The 17556-nt window shown below is 46.4% G+C and carries 12 protein-coding genes and 1 pseudogene; 1 reads left to right on the top strand and 12 read right to left on the bottom strand.

Annotated features, from left to right (window positions below; all coding sequences use genetic code 11):
- Position 1 precedes the first annotated feature (1 nt).
- The 3 genes from ACFQZR_RS26195 to ACFQZR_RS26185 all read right to left on the bottom strand — a co-directional run bounded on the left by ACFQZR_RS26195 (position 2) and on the right by ACFQZR_RS26185 (position 3972).
- Positions 2 to 1099, bottom strand: coding sequence for a GerAB/ArcD/ProY family transporter (locus ACFQZR_RS26195; RefSeq protein WP_379351299.1), 1098 nt, complete (start codon positions 1097 to 1099; stop codon positions 2 to 4).
- A gap of 20 nt (positions 1100 to 1119) precedes the next feature.
- A complete protein-coding gene (locus ACFQZR_RS26190) occupies positions 1120 to 2748 on the bottom strand; it encodes a spore germination protein (RefSeq protein ID WP_379351298.1) in 1629 nt (542 codons plus the stop codon).
- Between the two features lie 162 nt (positions 2749 to 2910).
- Positions 2911 to 3972, bottom strand: coding sequence for an alpha/beta hydrolase family protein (locus ACFQZR_RS26185; RefSeq protein WP_379351297.1), 1062 nt, complete (start codon positions 3970 to 3972; stop codon positions 2911 to 2913).
- A 592-nt stretch (positions 3973 to 4564) separates the two neighbouring features.
- Between ACFQZR_RS26185 and ACFQZR_RS26180 the strand changes: the two genes are divergently transcribed.
- The gene (locus tag ACFQZR_RS26180) at positions 4565 to 5128 is read left to right on the top strand and encodes a C40 family peptidase (protein WP_379351296.1); all 564 of its coding nucleotides are present in this window, start codon (positions 4565 to 4567) and stop codon (positions 5126 to 5128) included.
- A 79-nt stretch (positions 5129 to 5207) separates the two neighbouring features.
- On the opposite strand, the gene ACFQZR_RS26175 is transcribed toward ACFQZR_RS26180, so the two are convergent.
- The 9 genes and pseudogenes from ACFQZR_RS26175 to ACFQZR_RS26135 all read right to left on the bottom strand — a co-directional run bounded on the left by ACFQZR_RS26175 (position 5208) and on the right by ACFQZR_RS26135 (position 17553).
- Positions 5208 to 6323 (bottom strand): aminopeptidase, encoded by a 1116-nt coding sequence (locus ACFQZR_RS26175; protein WP_379351295.1) that lies wholly within the window; start codon positions 6321 to 6323, stop codon positions 5208 to 5210.
- 345 nt (positions 6324 to 6668) lie between these two features.
- The gene (locus tag ACFQZR_RS26170) at positions 6669 to 7628 is read right to left on the bottom strand and encodes a carbohydrate kinase family protein (protein ID WP_379351294.1); all 960 of its coding nucleotides are present in this window, start codon (positions 7626 to 7628) and stop codon (positions 6669 to 6671) included.
- 197 nt (positions 7629 to 7825) lie between these two features.
- A complete protein-coding gene (locus ACFQZR_RS26165) occupies positions 7826 to 8077 on the bottom strand; it encodes a hypothetical protein (protein ID WP_379351293.1) in 252 nt (83 codons plus the stop codon).
- A gap of 270 nt (positions 8078 to 8347) precedes the next feature.
- A complete protein-coding gene (locus ACFQZR_RS26160; RefSeq protein WP_379351292.1) occupies positions 8348 to 8911 on the bottom strand; it encodes a hypothetical protein in 564 nt (187 codons plus the stop codon).
- The gene (locus tag ACFQZR_RS26155; RefSeq protein WP_379351291.1) at positions 8908 to 9312 is read right to left on the bottom strand and encodes a Tle-like phospholipase domain-containing protein; all 405 of its coding nucleotides are present in this window, start codon (positions 9310 to 9312) and stop codon (positions 8908 to 8910) included. Before ACFQZR_RS26155 ends, ACFQZR_RS26160 begins: the two co-directional genes overlap by 4 nt.
- A gap of 258 nt (positions 9313 to 9570) precedes the next feature.
- A pseudogene (locus ACFQZR_RS29035) lies at positions 9571 to 9708 on the bottom strand (RHS repeat-associated core domain-containing protein); the annotation flags it as partial.
- A 69-nt stretch (positions 9709 to 9777) separates the two neighbouring features.
- A complete protein-coding gene (locus ACFQZR_RS26145; RefSeq protein WP_379351289.1) occupies positions 9778 to 9972 on the bottom strand; it encodes a hypothetical protein in 195 nt (64 codons plus the stop codon).
- 430 nt (positions 9973 to 10402) lie between these two features.
- Complete coding sequence (locus ACFQZR_RS26140) at positions 10403 to 11377, bottom strand: hypothetical protein (RefSeq protein WP_379351288.1); 975 nt, start codon at positions 11375 to 11377, stop codon at positions 10403 to 10405.
- Between the two features lie 50 nt (positions 11378 to 11427).
- The gene (locus ACFQZR_RS26135; RefSeq protein ID WP_379351287.1) at positions 11428 to 17553 is read right to left on the bottom strand and encodes a DUF6531 domain-containing protein; all 6126 of its coding nucleotides are present in this window, start codon (positions 17551 to 17553) and stop codon (positions 11428 to 11430) included.
- Positions 17554 to 17556: the final 3 nt, after the last annotated feature.

The following is a 17556-nucleotide window of genomic DNA, read 5'->3' as shown; positions in this document are numbered from 1 at the left end:
GTTATTTCCCTGCTTTCATCGGATTTGGCTTAATAAAGCGAAGAAGAAGCCAAATGACAACAGGAATAAGGACATTAAACGTTATGGCATAAGGGATCAGTGCTGTTTTCGAGAAATAAGCTAAATCTACAGACTTCGGCCAAGCATACAAGGTCGTTAATATCGTAAAAAGTCCAAGACATAGCAGAAACGGCTTCTCATTGCGGATACGGAACGTATGAATGAAGCAATGGAACGTCGCGAACATCATGATGGACATTTTGACATACATCATGCAAATCCAGATCGAAATGAACAAAAGATCAATGCGTTCTAGAAAGGTTCCGATTTGAATGATCCCAATCATATAGAACGTCGGATACGACATAATTGAGATAAGACGTGATCCGATGATCGTAATCGCCGCAACAACAATGATACCTAGTTCGATGCTCGTTAATACGATCCCCCACATACCAACTTTCCCCGCTTCTGCGGGTTTACTCATGAAGGGCGCTATCAACAAGAGGATAGACACTTGCAAGAGCCACGTGGTTGGCGTCACACTGCCTTGCGCGACTTTGCGCAGCGGATGTTCCCACAAGGGAAGCAGGTTCTCGATATGAATGTTCTTGAGCAGCAGAATCCCCGTCACGATAAATACGAGCAATGACACCGGAAGGACGATCAGATTGACACGAGCAATGTTGACGATCCCTTGGCTGACCCCATACATGACAACGGCTACCGTAATAATTAAGAGGAAATAGACAGGCGTTCTAGACAATACATTCTCGCCGATAAAATTAACAAATTCTCGCATTTCGATCACGACGGATATCAAATAATAGTACGTGAGTAGAATACCGATAACCGTCCCTGCCTTACTGCCTAATCGAACTCTTAGCCAATCTAGGAACGTTGTCTGTGTATTCTGTCTACAGATGGACCCGATGAGAAGGGAAAACAAGACCCCCGCCACCATTGCAATGATGATGGATACCCAGGCATCCTGCTCCGACAACTGGACGACCACACTCGGAACCGACAAGATTGCTGTTGGGGCAATGGTGCTCATCATTAACAAGATCCCCTGCAGCTTCGTTATTTTGATGATCATGAGTCCCCCCTTCCTTTCTTCTATGAGTTCGATGGATGATCAGATGGATTCGATTGTCCTGCGTTCTCCTGCCTTGCGATATTGTCCGTAGCCGCTTCAGGCCGCGTATTCATTTTCCACCATGGCACACGAATGAAGATATCTTTGAGACTGTTATAGCTCAGCGGCGCTAACGGTGCCATGTATGGAAAGCCGAAGGAGCGCAGACTCGCCATATGAATCAGTAAGAACATCAGACCCGATATGATACCGAATAGCCCTAACGTCGCACCAAGAAGCATAAGCAAGAACCTGGTTAGACGGGCCGCAATAGCCATATTGATCGCCGGGATAACGAAGTTTGCAATCGCAGTAAACGACACGACGATAACCATCGCTCCCGAGACGAGGCCTGCTTGTACAGCGGCCTGACCCAAGACCAGCGCCCCTACGATGGATATCGCGGGACCAATGACGCGAGGCATTCGAACGCCGGCCTCACGGAGTACCTCGAAGGTCATCTCCATCAACAAGGCTTCGAGCAGCGCCGGGAACGGGACCCCATCCCGCTGTGCGGCTAGACCAATGAGCAACGTGGTCGGCAGCATTTCCTGATGAAACGTCGTGATGGCAATATACAGGGATGGCAGCAGCATCGATACGAGAAACGATACGTAACGAATCAACCGTAAGAAAGTGGAGATATCGTACCGTTGATAATAATCTTCACTAGACTGGAAGAATTTAAAGAACGTGACGGGCATAAGCAGCACAAACGGTGATCCGTCCACGATAATGACCACTTGTCCTTCGAGAATCCCTGCGGATGCGGCATCTGGCCGTTCGGTATTGATCATCGTTGGAAACACGGTAATCTTCGCATCCTGAATAAATTCCTCGATATATGCGCCCTCTAGGACGCCATCGATCTGGATCGAATCGAGCCGGCGATGGATTTCCTGTACAATTTCTTCTTTCGCCACACCCTTTAGATAGACAACAGCGATATTGGTCTTCGTCTGCGTCCCTATGACCTTGGCATCGATGCGTAGATCGGGTGATTTGATTTTGCGCCGAATCAACGATGTGTTCGTTCGCAAGCTTTCCGTGAAGCCATCCTTCGGCCCACGGATAACCGTCTGCGAGCTTGGCTCTTCGACAGACCTTAAATTCCCGCCTGCCATATCCGCGAGGAGTGATGTGGCGCAACCATCGACTAGAACAACCACGTTTCCGTTGAAAATCGAGAGCAGCACTTTGTCCTCTTGATCGGTCTCCGTAACTCCCCCAGCCGCAAGCGCATGATTCTTCAAGAACTGATAGAATTTTTCACCGTTCTGCAGCTTGAACATGTCGCGTTCGGTTTGCTTCGATATTTCTGCAATCAGCTCATTGACGCTTGCACCATTGACTAACCCATCGACATACACCAGCGCAAATTGCTGGCTGTTCCTATTCATACCATCCGCCGGATCCCCTAGCCTCCGAATAACAATATCCGGACTATTCCCCAGTCGGGTATGAAGCATATCGAGATTGGATTGCAGATCCGACGAGATCAATTGAGCCTGTTTTTCCCCTGAAGCATTGCTTTGGCTTCCCTCTGTCTTGTTATTATTGACGCCGTTAGCGGATTGGCCCTTCGATTCTTGGTTGTTGAAAATATCCATAATCCCCTCATATGAACAGATAGTGTGCAAAAAGCATCCTTATCATTTCCAAATATCGCTATTTCATGCATTAATTTGGTGATAGTCCATGATTGAGCTCACGAAAAAAACCGCCCGGAGAACATACCGAACGGTTCTAGCATAAAAGAGGGCGACTATGGTTCAATTGATTTCATATCCATCCCGATCAATCAGGCTGATTCCCGACACTGCTCCAACGTGCTTCGTATACGCGTCAGTCTGATCGCAGACGAATTCTTGCATAAATGACGCTATCAACTCACTCATCATTTGATGCTTGGCCTTGATACCAGGCTCATTGAAGTGGATTGGCACGTCGCTAAACGTAACATGATTCGCGTCATCGATTTTGATAAAGGATTTGTACCCTACTAGAGTTCGATCCAGACATGCTTGACCTTTCATCGTGTTGCGAGCAAGCGTCTCATCCCATCCATTTTGGATCAGCATCTCATAAGTCGAAGAGTTTTGACGCATCAGTAAGACAGGTGTAGTCAGCGGGGAAGTGTCTGTTCCAAGTAAATGAAGACTCGGGTCTAATAGAATCCCTGCTTTGATCGAAGCGTTCTCCTTCAGAACCCGATATACTGCCGCACCGCCAAGGGAATGTCCCATCAGGCCCATCCGCTCTAGATCAAGCTTATTTCGAAGTAAAGCATCTGTGTCATTGAGCTCAGGAAGCCGGTCAAGCACATAAAGTAGATCCTTCGTTCGGATCGTGACCAGCGACTCCCACTCCTCGACATCCGAACTTTGAAGTTTAGACAATGCCTCCAATTGTGGAATATGTTCCTCATCCGGAAATATGGTGAACACCGCATCATAGGTAGCCCCAACGGTTATCACAATAAAACCCTTCACAACAAGATTGTAGATGTGGCACCAGTACATATCCCGTTCGATGCCAAAGGCAGGTGAGAGGACAATGACAGGATACACCCCTTCAATGATCGGAGCATTCTCATGCACATCTATTCTTAATGCTGTTAAATAGTCGGTATCTGCACCGAAGCGCTTGAAAAAATCAATCGCAATCTCCTCACCCGGATGAAATAGCGCCGGATACCCTGGAGCAACTGCGCTGCCCGAGATTGCCGCAGGGTAATACAAACTCACCATAAATCTTCGTTTACTTCCATCCTGCTCAAAAGGATTCTCCCGATTTCGATCCGTCATGATCCGTGTCGTTCGACCGATCCGCATACCAAAACACCCCCACCCGTCTTTTCGAAATAATACATCATCAAACCATATTCATACTGTTGTCCGCTAGTGAAGCCCTATATGAAATCATCCTTAATGAGCCTATTTATCCGTCTAAACAACCATGTTAGTCAATGGAACATATTATAAGTCATGTAAACCGTGAAGAGGTGATTAAGAAATGCGTACGAAGAAACTCAAAGTCAGGATGGTGCTATTTCAGAAAGATTTCTTTAACACAAAAAGAAGAGTTTTTCCGGCAATTATACTCACTAACAACCGTTGTATCTATTATCTATCGTTGAATGATGTATTGGAGATCTTAGAATATGATCGATATAGATCCAATCGCCTCCAATTCACGGTTACAGATGGTTCTGAGTTTGTAACGATTCCCCTAAAGGGCACCACGGCCATCCGAGAAAGCGTTAAGTTTCGAATAGACCCTCTAATTACGTTCAGCAAGCAGCAGTTCATAAGCCTTCGCTCAATCAACCGTTTGTTCAATGTGGATGTGAGGCTAAGTATAATAAAAAAGGAGGTACGTATAAATCAACCAGGACGTTTTTTCATCGCACTGCAAGGTGATACTTTGCGCAGTATTGCAAAATTACTTAACACCTCTGTCAAGCAACTGTTGTCCAAAAATAAAAATTTACGCCAGCCCGTTCCTCCCGGAACAAAGATCGTCATTCCAACCCTAGATTTTGATTCGCCTTCACAACGGACGGGGAAGCGATCCAGATCCGTTCAAATCAAGCAGAACGTCGAGCTTGCTCCCAAAATCATCGCACTCGGTCGAAAGCTGATCGGAACTCGTTATCAATTTGGTGCTGCACCGTATCCGCAGAGTAAGAAGTTCGACTGCTCCTCCTACACGCAGTATCTTTTTAGACGAAATGGCATTTTCTTGCCTCGCTCCGGTGAATTACAATCGCGCAAGGGTCGAGCACTTAAGATCCGCAGCATTGAACCGGGCGATTTAATCTTCTTTCGGCGTGACCGTTACTCAGATAATCGAATTGGGCATGTAGGCATAGATATTGGAAATGGTAGAATGTTAAATACGTATAAATCTCCCCCGGGCGTCACGATTACGACATGGAGAACGCCGTATTGGCTCCGCAGATTTGTAACCGCTAGAGAAATTCTATGACAATATCAGAGCCGCAGATGCCCAGGACTCGTTAGTACGCGTCGTTCGACCGATCCGCATACCGCTCCACATCTCTAAGTCACTTCAAATTCTCTGGATTTAACGCCTGTAATGCTTCAGGAACGAACATCCCGTCCTTACGAATTAATACATCATCGAACCATATTTCCCCGCCGCCATACTCTGGTCTCTGGATTTGCACGATGTCCCAATGCAGCTCCGACAAGTTTTCATTACCCGGCGATAGCGCTGGTACACATCCCGGCGTGAAGTGGAAGCTACCCCATATTTTTTCATCGAATAAGGTGTCTTTCATCGGCTTCTCGATATAAGGATTCACGCCAATGCCGAACTCGCCGAAATACCTTGCATTGAAATCTATGTCTAGCAGTTTATTGATTCGCTCGGAATCGTTCGCTGTGGCACGCACAATTCTACCGTCTTTGATTTCTAGGCGTACGTTCTCATAGACAAAACCTTCTTTGAGCGAAGGGGTGTTGTAGGAGATGACGCCATTTACGGAATCTCGCACTGGCATCGTATACACTTCGCCATCGGGAAGATTCATCTGTCCTGCATCCTTGAACGATGGCATGCCTAGAATAGAGAAGGATAAATCCGTTCCTTCCGCTACAATTCGGACCTGATCCGTTCGATCCATGAGCGCTACCAAATGATCCATCGCACGATCCATCTTCGAATAGTCCAGATTGCAGACATTAAAGTATAGATCCTCCATATCTTCTAGCGACATGTTCGCTTGCTGCGCCATCGCATGATTCGGATAACGGACAATGCACCATTTCGTATCGTTATACCGTTTACCGTTGATTTGTTGTGCATAATGTTTGCGGTAGATTGCCATTTTCTCTGCCGGAATCCCACTGTACTCGCTCATGTTCTCCCCTGCTCGAATGAGGATGTAGGCTTGCATATCGTTCACTCGATTTACATCATACGAAGCCATGGCGGCCATCTGTTCTTCGGTGCAATTCAGGATGATTTCTCGCCATAACTCATGATTGTGAATGATAAGAAATGGGACGCCGCCCACAGCATACGCTTGTTTAATCAATTCTTTCGCGAGTGGAACTTCAAGCCCATCCGCTTCGATTAATATTTTTTCTCCGGGCTCAAGCCTCACGGAATATTGGATCAGGTTTCTAGCAAGCAGCTCGATTCTTGGATCTTTCATGGTTGACCTCCTCTTGATGAGAGCTTCATAACGTTATCCATATTCGCGAACGTTAATCTTATTTCCTTTATTTGTATTCGGAGTCCCTTCCTGCATAACGGACATTAGTTCCGCTAAACTCGCTAAACCTACTAGAATTTATACAGACGCGGACCTAGGAGTCGCTATTTGCTAGAATTACACCTTTCATTACGTCCTATTAACCATTTAACGGATCTACTGTCCGCAGAACCCCCTATGGACACCTCTTTTGATCCATTAGCGGAACGTGAGTCCGTTGCAACAGCTCAAATCAAAAAAAGGTCCCTGATTCATGCTCAGCACATGCTTCAGAAACCCTTCTTATTAATTCGATTGCATAAGACCTTGCACTTCCATGAGCGTTGGCATCGCTGGTATACCCCCCTTGCGGGTTGTCGCTAGCGCCCCCATTGCATTCGCAAACGTCAGCAGCGCGTCCAGCTCTGTCGAGGTCCACGCAGGTATCGGCTGGTTCGCTAGCAGAATGCTGTACAGTGCACCGGCCATGAACGCATCGCCCGCGCCAGTCGTATCGATGGCTTGAACCGCGAATCCTGCGCGCTCACCCGTCCGTAAGCCTGTACGATAGAAGCTTCCCGCGCCACCGCGCGTAACGAGCAGCAGCGAAATCGGGAATTGCTCGCACAGGATCTGCGAGCCTGCTTCGAGATCCGCCGTACCCGTGAGGAACTCCAGCTCTTCCTCGGAAATCTTCACGACATCGGCTAGGCGAAGTCCGGCGAGGATTTGTTCCTTGGCTAGCTCATCGCTTGCCCACAGCGCTGGTCTCAGATTGGGATCAAAGGAGACCAAGACACCGTGCTTCTTCGCATGGTGCACTGCTGCTAACGTAGCCGTGCGGACGGGCTCATCCGTCATCGAAATCGAACCGAAATGGAATATCCGCGCTTCCGCAATGCTCGCAAACGGCACCTCTTCCTCCGTCAGCAGCTGATCCGCACCCGGGTTGCGGTAGAAGGAAAACGAGCGGTCGCCGTCTTCCGCAAGGTGCACGAACGCAAGCGTCGTATTAGCCGATTCGGATAGGACGAGTCCCGCCGTATCGACCCCGCTGAATGTAAGCGCGTCGCGAAGGCCTTGTCCGAACGCATCGTTGCCTACTTTACCGATAAAACCTGATGAGCTTCCCAACCGCGCAATCGCTGCAACCACATTCGCAGGCGCACCACCCGGATTGCGTTCGAACAACGGCTGACCATGCTCTGATTTGCCATAAGGCGTAAAATCGATTAAAAGTTCTCCAAGTGTTATCACATCTGCCATAACAGAATCCACCTTCATTTCTCATAAACTGTGTCTCTATCACTAATCATGTTTACTTACGGGCAGATCGCCTTGATCTCCCAATCTATTCAGGATGCTTATTGTCGACGTAATCTCCATGTTAGTGATATTCTGGTTCGAATACAAGACGCCATGGTGAAGCAGTGCGAGAGTTGCTCCATTAGAATTCTACGTCGTCATTCTTCAAAAATCCATTGTTCCGGGTATCCCTTACGACTAGCTGAATGAATATCATTCACTGTTTTCGTGCTTCGATACCATGCGGTATACTGCCGACTATTCTTTTCATAACTAATTTTATAGATATAATTACTGTTATTGCTCTCTGTAAATGGGCTTTCCTCTAAACTCACTTTATGAATACTTACAACAACGCCTTCACGCTCTGTAATGATTCTATGAATCTCTTCTTTATGTTTGGCGTCCAACACATATAATCCCCAAAGAACTAAGCCAAGTATAATAATAACTAATGCAGCTATACTGACACCTAGTACTTTTTTTTTTAAACATAACCGTATTATTCATCCTTCTTATGAGAGTTTATTAGCAACAGTCATATGATAAACTATTAACCATCACATAAAAGTGACAGAGCGTTATTCTCATTCATCAAGAAGCTATGCTAATGATAATCCTTTGCATGCAGAAAGAAACCTTGATTAGCACTGAGCCAATCAAGGTTAAAACATACTATGTTACTTTTTGTTTTCAATAAGCGAGTTCTTAATAGGAGGGCTTGGTTCCCAACTAATGAGTTTAATATGATACTTCTCATATAACTGATCTTCTTCGAGATAATCTTCTCCGCTTACATCACCCTTCTCATTCTTAACAAGCCATGCATTAGGAAAACTTGAGTTATTTTCCTTATACCATTTTGAATCATTCATATAGTAATCTGCACTACCTGGATAAAAGCCAATTTTCTCAAGTTCATTTAGTTTCTCTAAGATAACAAAATCCCCACTCACATTTCCACTCGCTAATCGTTGTTTCCATTTTCTAAATTTTCCTTGTCCTTCATCCATACCAACACCATCATATTCACATACAACTGTATCTTGAACAATCTTTTTCTTTCCGTTTATTTCATAAACTAATTTAAATGGAAATTCACTATATGTGATAGATGGTTGTGGTGGATTCGGTTGTGAATTAAGTCCAATATACAAAAGCAACCAAGGCCAACTGAAAACAACAAATGTAGCCAATGATAAGAAACATGCCCAAACAGTTGTAATAATTAATATTTTTTTCATGAATACGTTTCTTGCTTAAGAGCATTAATTACTGATTCCATTGAATGATTTTCAATACGGTTATTCACGATCGCATTAGCTCCTTTTACAAAAAATTTCCATGTAGTCCACTTGTGTTGAATTGGTAAATATTCTGTTTTTCCTACGGATGCTTCTCCTAAAACATAATTTAATATCTCACCCGATACCACATAGTTTGTTACATTACCTTTATATCCTTTCTTACTTAAATCATAATGAATTAGATTTGGATTAGCAGGATTAAATGTAATGGCATTTTTATTAGTTGCAACTGCATTTGCAAGTGCTTCTGCTCCACCCTTTGAGTGTCCAACCATGGTCATTTCATAATTTTTATTATTATTAACAAAATACTTAGCTTCTTTAATAGAATCCTTCATGTCATCAGAGTCTCCAGAGGGTTGTTAGAGATTATTTACCCAGTCCCCTTTATTAGTGGGAGTGGTACCCTTATTAACTAATGCATACTCCAATGTTCCATTGCTCTTTTTCCTAGAGTATGTGCCTAATTTCAATCCTTCTTTATTACCTTTGATATCTGCTAGTTTCCAACCATTAATCAGATCAACACCTTTATCTTTTTTTAATGTCGCTTTATAAATATCTTCCGCCATTCTTGCCGCTTCCATCACAGTTGGAATATGCCCACTTGGGTCGATATAAATCAATGGGTTATTATATACATACGTATATCGGTTCAAACTTAAAGGCTCATGAATCTGTCCTTCATACGTATCCTCACTCACAAAACGTCCAATTTCCGGCTTGTAATACCGCACACACATACAGGTTATCCGGCCCCAGCCAGTTCACATCGAACTTCTTCGCATCTAGACCACCCCGAATTAATCGTAATGGTAACGTGAGGACATGCGACCGTCTTGCTCCAGCATGCCGTGACTGCTGCCAAGCATGTTGTTGACATAGTATAGGATTTTCGGTGCGACGCCTGGTTCGGCTCCACCCATGCCTGGGACAGGCTCCCATCCATTGTTATCGTCATAAGCCGGGAGATAATCCATACTTAAACGATTCTGCACTATAGACGTAAGTCTGTTTTTATTTGGTCGGATCTGCCTCGGAGACCTGAATCAGTTCTGGAAGCTTAAAACTCACATCGTTCGTGTAGTTAAATTTCCATTGCTTCTTCTTGAACTGCTTCTCTCGCTATTGCCGTTTCCATCCTACACATATTGCTACAGAATACGCTCTTGCAGCCCTGCAGCATATATGGCGTCCATCTAATAGCCGAGATAGCCTCTACATTAACATTGAATCCTATCAATATCGGTCTACATTAATTTGGACAATTTTTGTCGAATTAAAGCATACATTTCTAAATTTACTTGATTTCGCTCTATCACTATGTATTAGTGGTACATGGTGCGCGAAACTGAGATAACAAAGAAACCACAAGCGAGAGGTTAGTCTCGTTTGTGGTCTCCTAGCTCTTTTGGCTAGATCGTATAGTTATTCTATTAAACTTCCATTTAAGGCCTTATATGTTCTTAGACTTCCTTTCAGAGTATATGTTCTGCCCGAGACGACTATACCCGTATTAAGTTGACTAAGTTCAAGCACTTGCTCATTCTTCATGTTGGAGATTTGAAGTTCTTCTAGTCTCGGAAATTGATGTTTCAGATTTGAAGTATCAACTTGAACCTTACAATCGATCAACCAGAGACTTTCTAACTGCTTAAGTTCTCCCATTTCTGACAGTAAAATCTCATTAGTATTTCCATTCACAATTAAAGATTTAATCCTTGCAAAAGTTTGAATGGTTCGTAAATCAAGTTTTTTACAACCTTCAATAATCATCCTAGTTATTCGGCTATTATCGCCTGTAAACCGCTCTAGACTGCGACAGCCTAAAACCCTGATATCATTTAGGCTTATGACATCAACGGTATTCCCAAATTCCCTAAATTTACCTTGTTTGAGCCCAAGTGATTTCAGAGGGACTTGGCTCCACTTTGAAAAATCTATATCCTTACTACGGAACAGATCAAGATCATTTAGCGTTAAGCAAGCGCCTATGTCCTCCAAATCTTCAGATCGAGCAAATTGAAGAGTCATTTTCTCGATGGGAGCAAGGGATAATCCGGCAATCCTACGACGTCGATTAGACTCCGTACTAATTTTAATGTACTGGCCGTGCTGAAACCATTCGATTCCATCTAACGATATAATCTGATATCCATAAACACTAATATAGCGCAAATTAGGAAATGCCTTAATGACCTTAAGATCTTTTAAGAAAGAGTTATAGTTTATGCTAAGACTTTGTATTTGACTTGTCCCTTCAACAGTACACAAATAATCCACAAGAGCAATCGGATCAACTTCGGTTCCCAAATCATTAGAAAGTTCAATAGAGTCATACCCCAATTCAATACGACTAAGATCATGAAAATTTGACTCTTCAATTTTAAGTTCCTTTGTCATCCTTTTTATTGATTCCTCCACACTCAATTTAATAACAACATTATTAAATCTTATATTTCATTTGCTACAGGTAATCTGGGGTTGAGCAGTCCTGGCACAAAATCACCCCAAATATCGACTCTTCCCCAGAGCGCTTGTGCTTCTTTTTTCCAGTACCCATAATCTCCATCGTCAATATATACTTTTTGACCAGACTTAGGACCTGATTTATATGTTTTCCAATAGTAGTGAGGAGCAAACCAATTAGCTTTACCTTCACCTATTGTAAAAACACCACCTTCATCTTCCAAAATATATGGTGCAAACTCGTACCTGGCTATTTTTTCGGATCGGTACATATTAAATGCATCCCATAAAGCAAAACCGGCAAAACCACTTACCCGAACCCCACCTTTTAAAGCTAGTTTGGGAGAATCAAAGTCAACTTCAACTTTATGTTTATTACCCCAATATTCCCTTTTTTCTTTAGTTGCTGCTGCATTCCTATCATTAAGCAGTGCCTCCTTACCCCCTTCTTTATCAATACCTAGTTGTTCGGCTGAGCGGAGAGCTTCAACTAATGCACTTCTTTGTGTCCCTCTGGCGGATTCTGCTACATTCAATTCCGCTTTCACTTCATAGGTCGTTACTGTTGTAGATGGATCTGCAACGAGAGCTTTCCATTTATGTTTGCCCATACGTTCGAGGAGCTCTTGTGCTGTTGATCCCACATATTTCTCAGTTTTACCTTGATAAGGGCCTTTAATTATATAAACATGTCCAACCGTAACGGGATCAAACCCAGAAGGGTCAATCCAATTGATAGGATTATTCCACACATACGCATACCCATTCTGACTCTGCGGCTGTCCTAATGTCCCCTTATACGTATCCTCACTCACAAACCGCCCAATCTCTGGCTTGTAATACCGCGCACGCGCATAAGTCAGATCGCTATAGAACTCATAGCCTAATCCCGTGTAACCGAACAGGTTATCCGGCCCCGGCCAGTTCACGTCGAACTTCTTCGCGTCGAGAGTTACTCCGAATTCATCATAATGGTAGCGCGAGGACATGCGTCCGTCTTGCTCTAGCATACCGAGGTTGCTGCCGATCATGTCGTTAACATAGTAAAGGGTTTTCGGTGCAACACCTGGTTCGGCTCCGCCTTCGCCCGGTACACGCTCCCATCCATTGTTATCGTCATATGCAGGGAGATAATTCATACTTAAGCGCTCTAATCCTACACCGTAGACATAGGTCTGTTTCCATTTGGTCTGATCTGCTTCGGTTACTTGGATTGGTTCTGGGAGTTCAAGACTTACGTCATTCGTGTAGTTAAATTCCCAATGCTTCTTCTTGAACTGCTTCTCCCATCCGTCACGCGGTCCGCCTGGGTGATCATCCGGGTACGTATCCGGGTCACCTGGGTCGGTCTGGCCGCATTTCTTGGCAAGTCCCGGCGGGATAAAGCCTGGTGGTACCGTATGGCATTTGTCTTTTCCATTACCATTACCATTGCCATTGCCGTTCCCGTTTCCATGGCCATTACCGTTACCATTGCCATTCCCTTTGCCGTTACCGTTACCGTTACCGTTACCGTTACCATTTCCATTGTTGCCCTTCGGACCATGAGCAACATCAATGCTCATTTGCACGCGGTTGCCGTCTCCATCATAGAGGTAGCGCGTCACATCACCTTTTGGATTGATCTGCTTCTGCAACCGATTAGCGTCATCCCATATATACTGCTCCAAGATACGCTCTTGCGGCTGTGTCGAAGCATCCCCGAATGTCGTAATAAGCTGATCTAATGGATCAACATAGGTTGCGTCTGCGACAGACATCTTCAAACCGTGTTCATCGCCCTCATTTTCGTAGACCGATCCGGTTACGGTTGTCAGATTGCCGCGAAGATCATACATATATTGCTTGTAGCTCTGCGGTCCATTCTGCCAGCGCACCAATTGATCGGCAGCATTGTATTCATACTGCTCAACATCGGTCAGATCTCCGAGTAGGCTTGTCTTTGATAAGCGATTGCCGACACCGTCGTATGCATAACGCGTGGTTACGGCTCCTTCGCCCATCATCCGCTGCACTTCGATCAGCTGATTCAGTGCATCGTACGCATAGTCCGTAATGACGCGATCTTCATCGCTCGTCTTGCCTGCTTCGGCGTCCTCATCGTCTTCATCTTCCATCCGTTCTTGATGGACGATATTGCCGACCGGATCATAGCTGTACATCAAATGCTCTAAGGTCTTGCCGTGCTGATTCTCTTGCTTCAACGATATGAGCTGTCCAAGCGCATCATATCCATAAGAGCTCTGCGCTTTTGTCGGCAGCATTTTACTCAGAATACGTCCGCTCGCGTCATACGTATAGTTCGTGGCACGTCCCTGTCCATCAACGACCTTCGACAGGCGATCTGCAAGATCGTATGTGTACGTCACCGAAGTCTGATCCGGATAGATCACGCGGCTACGTTGGTTATTTGCTCCCCATTCATAACGAATCGTCTGTTGACGCGCGTCCGTCACTTCGGTAAGGCGGTTCAACGGGTCATAGGCATACGTTGTTTGTCCCTGCGCATCGTTCATCGCCGTCCGTCTGCCGAGTGCGTCATATTGATACGACACTTGCTTGCCATCCGCATAAGATAGCTGCGCCAGCCGGCCTGCCAAATCATAACCATAGGAGGTCTGCAGTCCCTCTGGGTCCATGACCGTCACGGCTTGCCCCATGCCATCATAGGTTAGCTCTGTTGCCTTGCCCAGCGGATTCACGGAACGAATCAATTGACTACGCAGATCATACGCATATGTCGTCGTTCTGCCCATGGCATCGGTCTTGGCCACCAGATTACCAACCGCATCGTATTGGTAATTCGTCTTCTGCTGCATTGCATTCGTCACCGAGGTTAATTGCCCCAGTACATCATAGGCATACGAGGTCACTTGCTGCTTCGCATCGATCAAGCGCTCCAGCTGGCCGCGTGCATCATACGCAAGATGCGTCGTCGCGCCAAGTGCATTTACAATCGAGGTGACACGTCCCAGTGGATCGTAGTCATACTTCGTAACGGCCCCGCTCGCATCCATGCTTGACGTCACTTGTCCAACCGCATCGCGCTCCATCTTCTGACGTTCACCCATCGGATTCACCATCGCGACGAGCTGACCCCGCGCATCGTACTCGTACTTGACTACCGCGCCATTCGGACGCGTCACTTGTACCAATCTGCCTGCTGCATCATAATCCAACTGCGTCTGCTGCCCCAGCTCATCTGCTGTCGTCACCAGTTGACCCAGTGCATCGTACTCGTACGAGGCGACAAAGCCCAATGCATTCGTCTCTTGCACCAAACGGCCTAGCACATCATATGAGAACTGTGTTACCGCACCCGTTGGGTCTGTAATCTTCAACGGCAAATTGCGCACGTCATATTCAATCCTCGTGACGCCTTGATTCGCATCCGTCCGTGTAAGCAAGTTGCCGTTGCCATCATACGTAAACGTCGTGCTGAATCCGTTCGCATCAATCATCTCCACCAGTCGATCTACGTTATCGTAGACGTACTGTGTTGTCGCGCCGTTCGGCTCCTTCGTCTCGAGGACATTGCCGACCGCATCATAGCTCTGCGTGGTCTGTTGCCCTTTGGCATCCGTCACCCCCGTCAACCGATCGAATGAATCATAGCGATACGAAGTGACCGCACCTGCTGCATCCGTGCTCGATACCAAGTTGCTGTTGCGATCATAAGCTAGTTTCTGCTTCTGTCCGAGTGCATCAATTACCTCGGACACACGGTCGCGAGGGTCGTAATTCGAACGGCTTACGCGGCCCAGCGCATCTACCGATTCGGTAACGCGGTGCAGTGCATCCCGCTTCATTTGCTGTTGATGGCCCATCGGATCGATCACTACCTGCAAGAACCCGAGCGCATCATTCTCCAGCTGCATCTTCTCGCCCTTAGCATTGGTGATCGATGTTACCGTACCACGACCGTCATACGTTAGTTTTGACACTTGCCCCAGCGAATTCGTTATCTCACTCAAATTGCCGCGAGCGTCATAAACAAGCCCAGTACGCTGTCCCAGCGCATTGATCATTTCTACCGGCAAATTATTATCGTTGTAAGCGATTGTCGTCACGGCGCCTGCCGGATCAACCACCTGGATCTGATTGCCACGTTCATCATACCCATATTTCGTCATATTCCCGTTGCGATCCGTCTTGCTCGTCATATGGTCGTTTGCATCATACGTGAATAATTCGCTCGTACCGTCCGGATAACGAATCGCCGTCTGTCTGAACCGCTCATCGAAATCAAAAATTTTGACGCGTCCCAACGGATCTGTCGTCGTGGATTTCCGATTCTTCGCATCATACGCAACTTCGGCCCAACCGCCTGCAAAATCCCGTTGGCGTACGACCCGGCCCTCAGTGTCATATTCGTTCAGCAGCGTTGCTGTCTCATTCGGATTGTGCATCTCCGTCATCTGATGCTTATCGTTGTAGCCAAACCCGATCTCTGCACCGTCCGCCAGCTTCACCGCTATCAAGTCATGCGTCAACGGGTTATGGCTGTATTCAATCGCGCGCCCTGTCCCATCTGCTACACGCACCAGCTTGCCACTTGGGCCGTATGTGAACGTTAGCGAACCGCTGTCACTGCTTACCTGTTCCAAAACTGTACCGCTATAAGTTAGTTTCACTTGATTGCCATTCGCGTCCCGAATCCGCTGCAGCAGCCCGTCTTCCCGGAAGGAGTACGTCCATTGCTGAGGAGTCGACAGAGTATACGTCTCATCCGCGTTGCGCTGCAATTCATCATAAACCCCGAGCGGCCGCTCATAATGACCGTCCGGCTTCGCCAAATAGACATCGGATGCGCCTTCCGGTCTATACAAGATCATCTCATTGCCGTCTCCCCGCTGCAGCCGCCACTCATACGAATGACGCCAGCCAAAACCGATCGCTCCATCGAACGAATCCCGGCTATGATAAGCGATGTTCATCACGAGCGGAATCGGACCATCCAGACGCATATTTTCATGCTGGAACAGAAAATCTCCCGTCGCAATATTAATCGGATCCCACCATACTGGAGGGTGGGCTCCATCCCGATTCGCAATCTTCTCGAACGTCAGCTCGCCAAGATCGGATTCCAGAATATTGCCGGCGAGCAGCGGATCTTTAATGAGCAGGTGCATGCCCTTCTCGACACTGTCTGGACAGCCTTGCTGATCGTTACAAGTCCGAATTCGGACGTTATTGAAATCTGCGATCTTCTTAACACCCGCGACGAGCGCATCTTTGCCCGCGACTTTGTAATAATACCCGGCGAGCGCTTCCCACGTCACATTCCAGGCTGGCGCTTGATAACGAAGCACATTCAGCATGTCCGACGGAACGCTCGACTTATTATCTGTGCCAATCGTCCGCTCCGCCGTAGCCTGAATATGTGCAATCTCATACAGCGGGAGCTTCACCCGAACTTCCCACTCACCGACAAAGGCTTTCGGCTGCTTCGTCGCTTCTTTCGGGAAATTCGTAAAGTCCTCAGCTACAATCTGCATGCCTTGCGACCAGGTGCGCTGCGGCTTAACGATAATATCCGAGGCAAGTACTACCTCATCTCCCGGCACTTGATCATAATTAACCCGCTTCGTTGTACGCATCCGAACCGTTACTTTGGAGCCAATCTCCCCGAGACCGCGCAGGATATGCGTCTCACTGCGCAAATCCGGTACCACATCGAGCGCTTTCGGGCGCATCGGTGGCGAATTGACGACGGAGACGTCGACATCCTTCTTGAACTGCGCGAACTTATCTGTCGGGGTTACACATACTTTGTAGTCCCCATCCGCTATTGGACGGCCGTCGATTTGACCGTTCCACTCTACCTTGTTATCTCCTTGCGGATACGTCCCACTCTCAATATCTCCTTCCCCGCATAAATCAATCGTTGCAGGATGCTCCATATCTTGAAATTCCCATATAATGCTCGTCTTCGGCGCATAGACCGAATTAATCGGCAGCGGATCCACTTTCATCTCAACCGTCGCCGCTTGTGCTTTCTCCACGCCGAAGCCCGGAACCATCGGAATGCCCGTCAGCAATACGACGACTGCAAGCATTCCGCTAATCCAGGAGCGTATCATCTGCTTATATTTTCTCTTCATCATCATTTC

The sequence above is a fragment of the Paenibacillus sp. GCM10027629 genome, from assembly GCF_042676425.1.
Lineage (GTDB): Bacteria > Bacillota > Bacilli > Paenibacillales > Paenibacillaceae > Paenibacillus_K > Paenibacillus_K terrigena.
Note: the sequence above shows the minus strand (reverse complement) of the source record. Positions and strands in the feature narration are given on the sequence as shown.

Coding starts and splice junctions, on each gene's coding strand:
- ACFQZR_RS26195 (WP_379351299.1), bottom strand. CDS start 1,099: ATGATCATCAAAATAACGAAGCTGCAGGGGATCTTGTTAATGATGAGC.
- ACFQZR_RS26190 (WP_379351298.1), bottom strand. CDS start 2,748: ATGGATATTTTCAACAACCAAGAATCGAAGGGCCAATCCGCTAACGGC.
- ACFQZR_RS26185 (WP_379351297.1), bottom strand. CDS start 3,972: ATGCGGATCGGTCGAACGACACGGATCATGACGGATCGAAATCGGGAG.
- ACFQZR_RS26175 (WP_379351295.1), bottom strand. CDS start 6,323: ATGAAAGATCCAAGAATCGAGCTGCTTGCTAGAAACCTGATCCAATAT.
- ACFQZR_RS26170 (WP_379351294.1), bottom strand. CDS start 7,628: ATGGCAGATGTGATAACACTTGGAGAACTTTTAATCGATTTTACGCCT.
- ACFQZR_RS26160 (WP_379351292.1), bottom strand. CDS start 8,911: ATGAAAAAAATATTAATTATTACAACTGTTTGGGCATGTTTCTTATCA.
- ACFQZR_RS26155 (WP_379351291.1), bottom strand. CDS start 9,312: ATGAAGGATTCTATTAAAGAAGCTAAGTATTTTGTTAATAATAATAAA.
- ACFQZR_RS26140 (WP_379351288.1), bottom strand. CDS start 11,377: ATGACAAAGGAACTTAAAATTGAAGAGTCAAATTTTCATGATCTTAGT.
- ACFQZR_RS26135 (WP_379351287.1), bottom strand. CDS start 17,553: ATGATGATGAAGAGAAAATATAAGCAGATGATACGCTCCTGGATTAGC.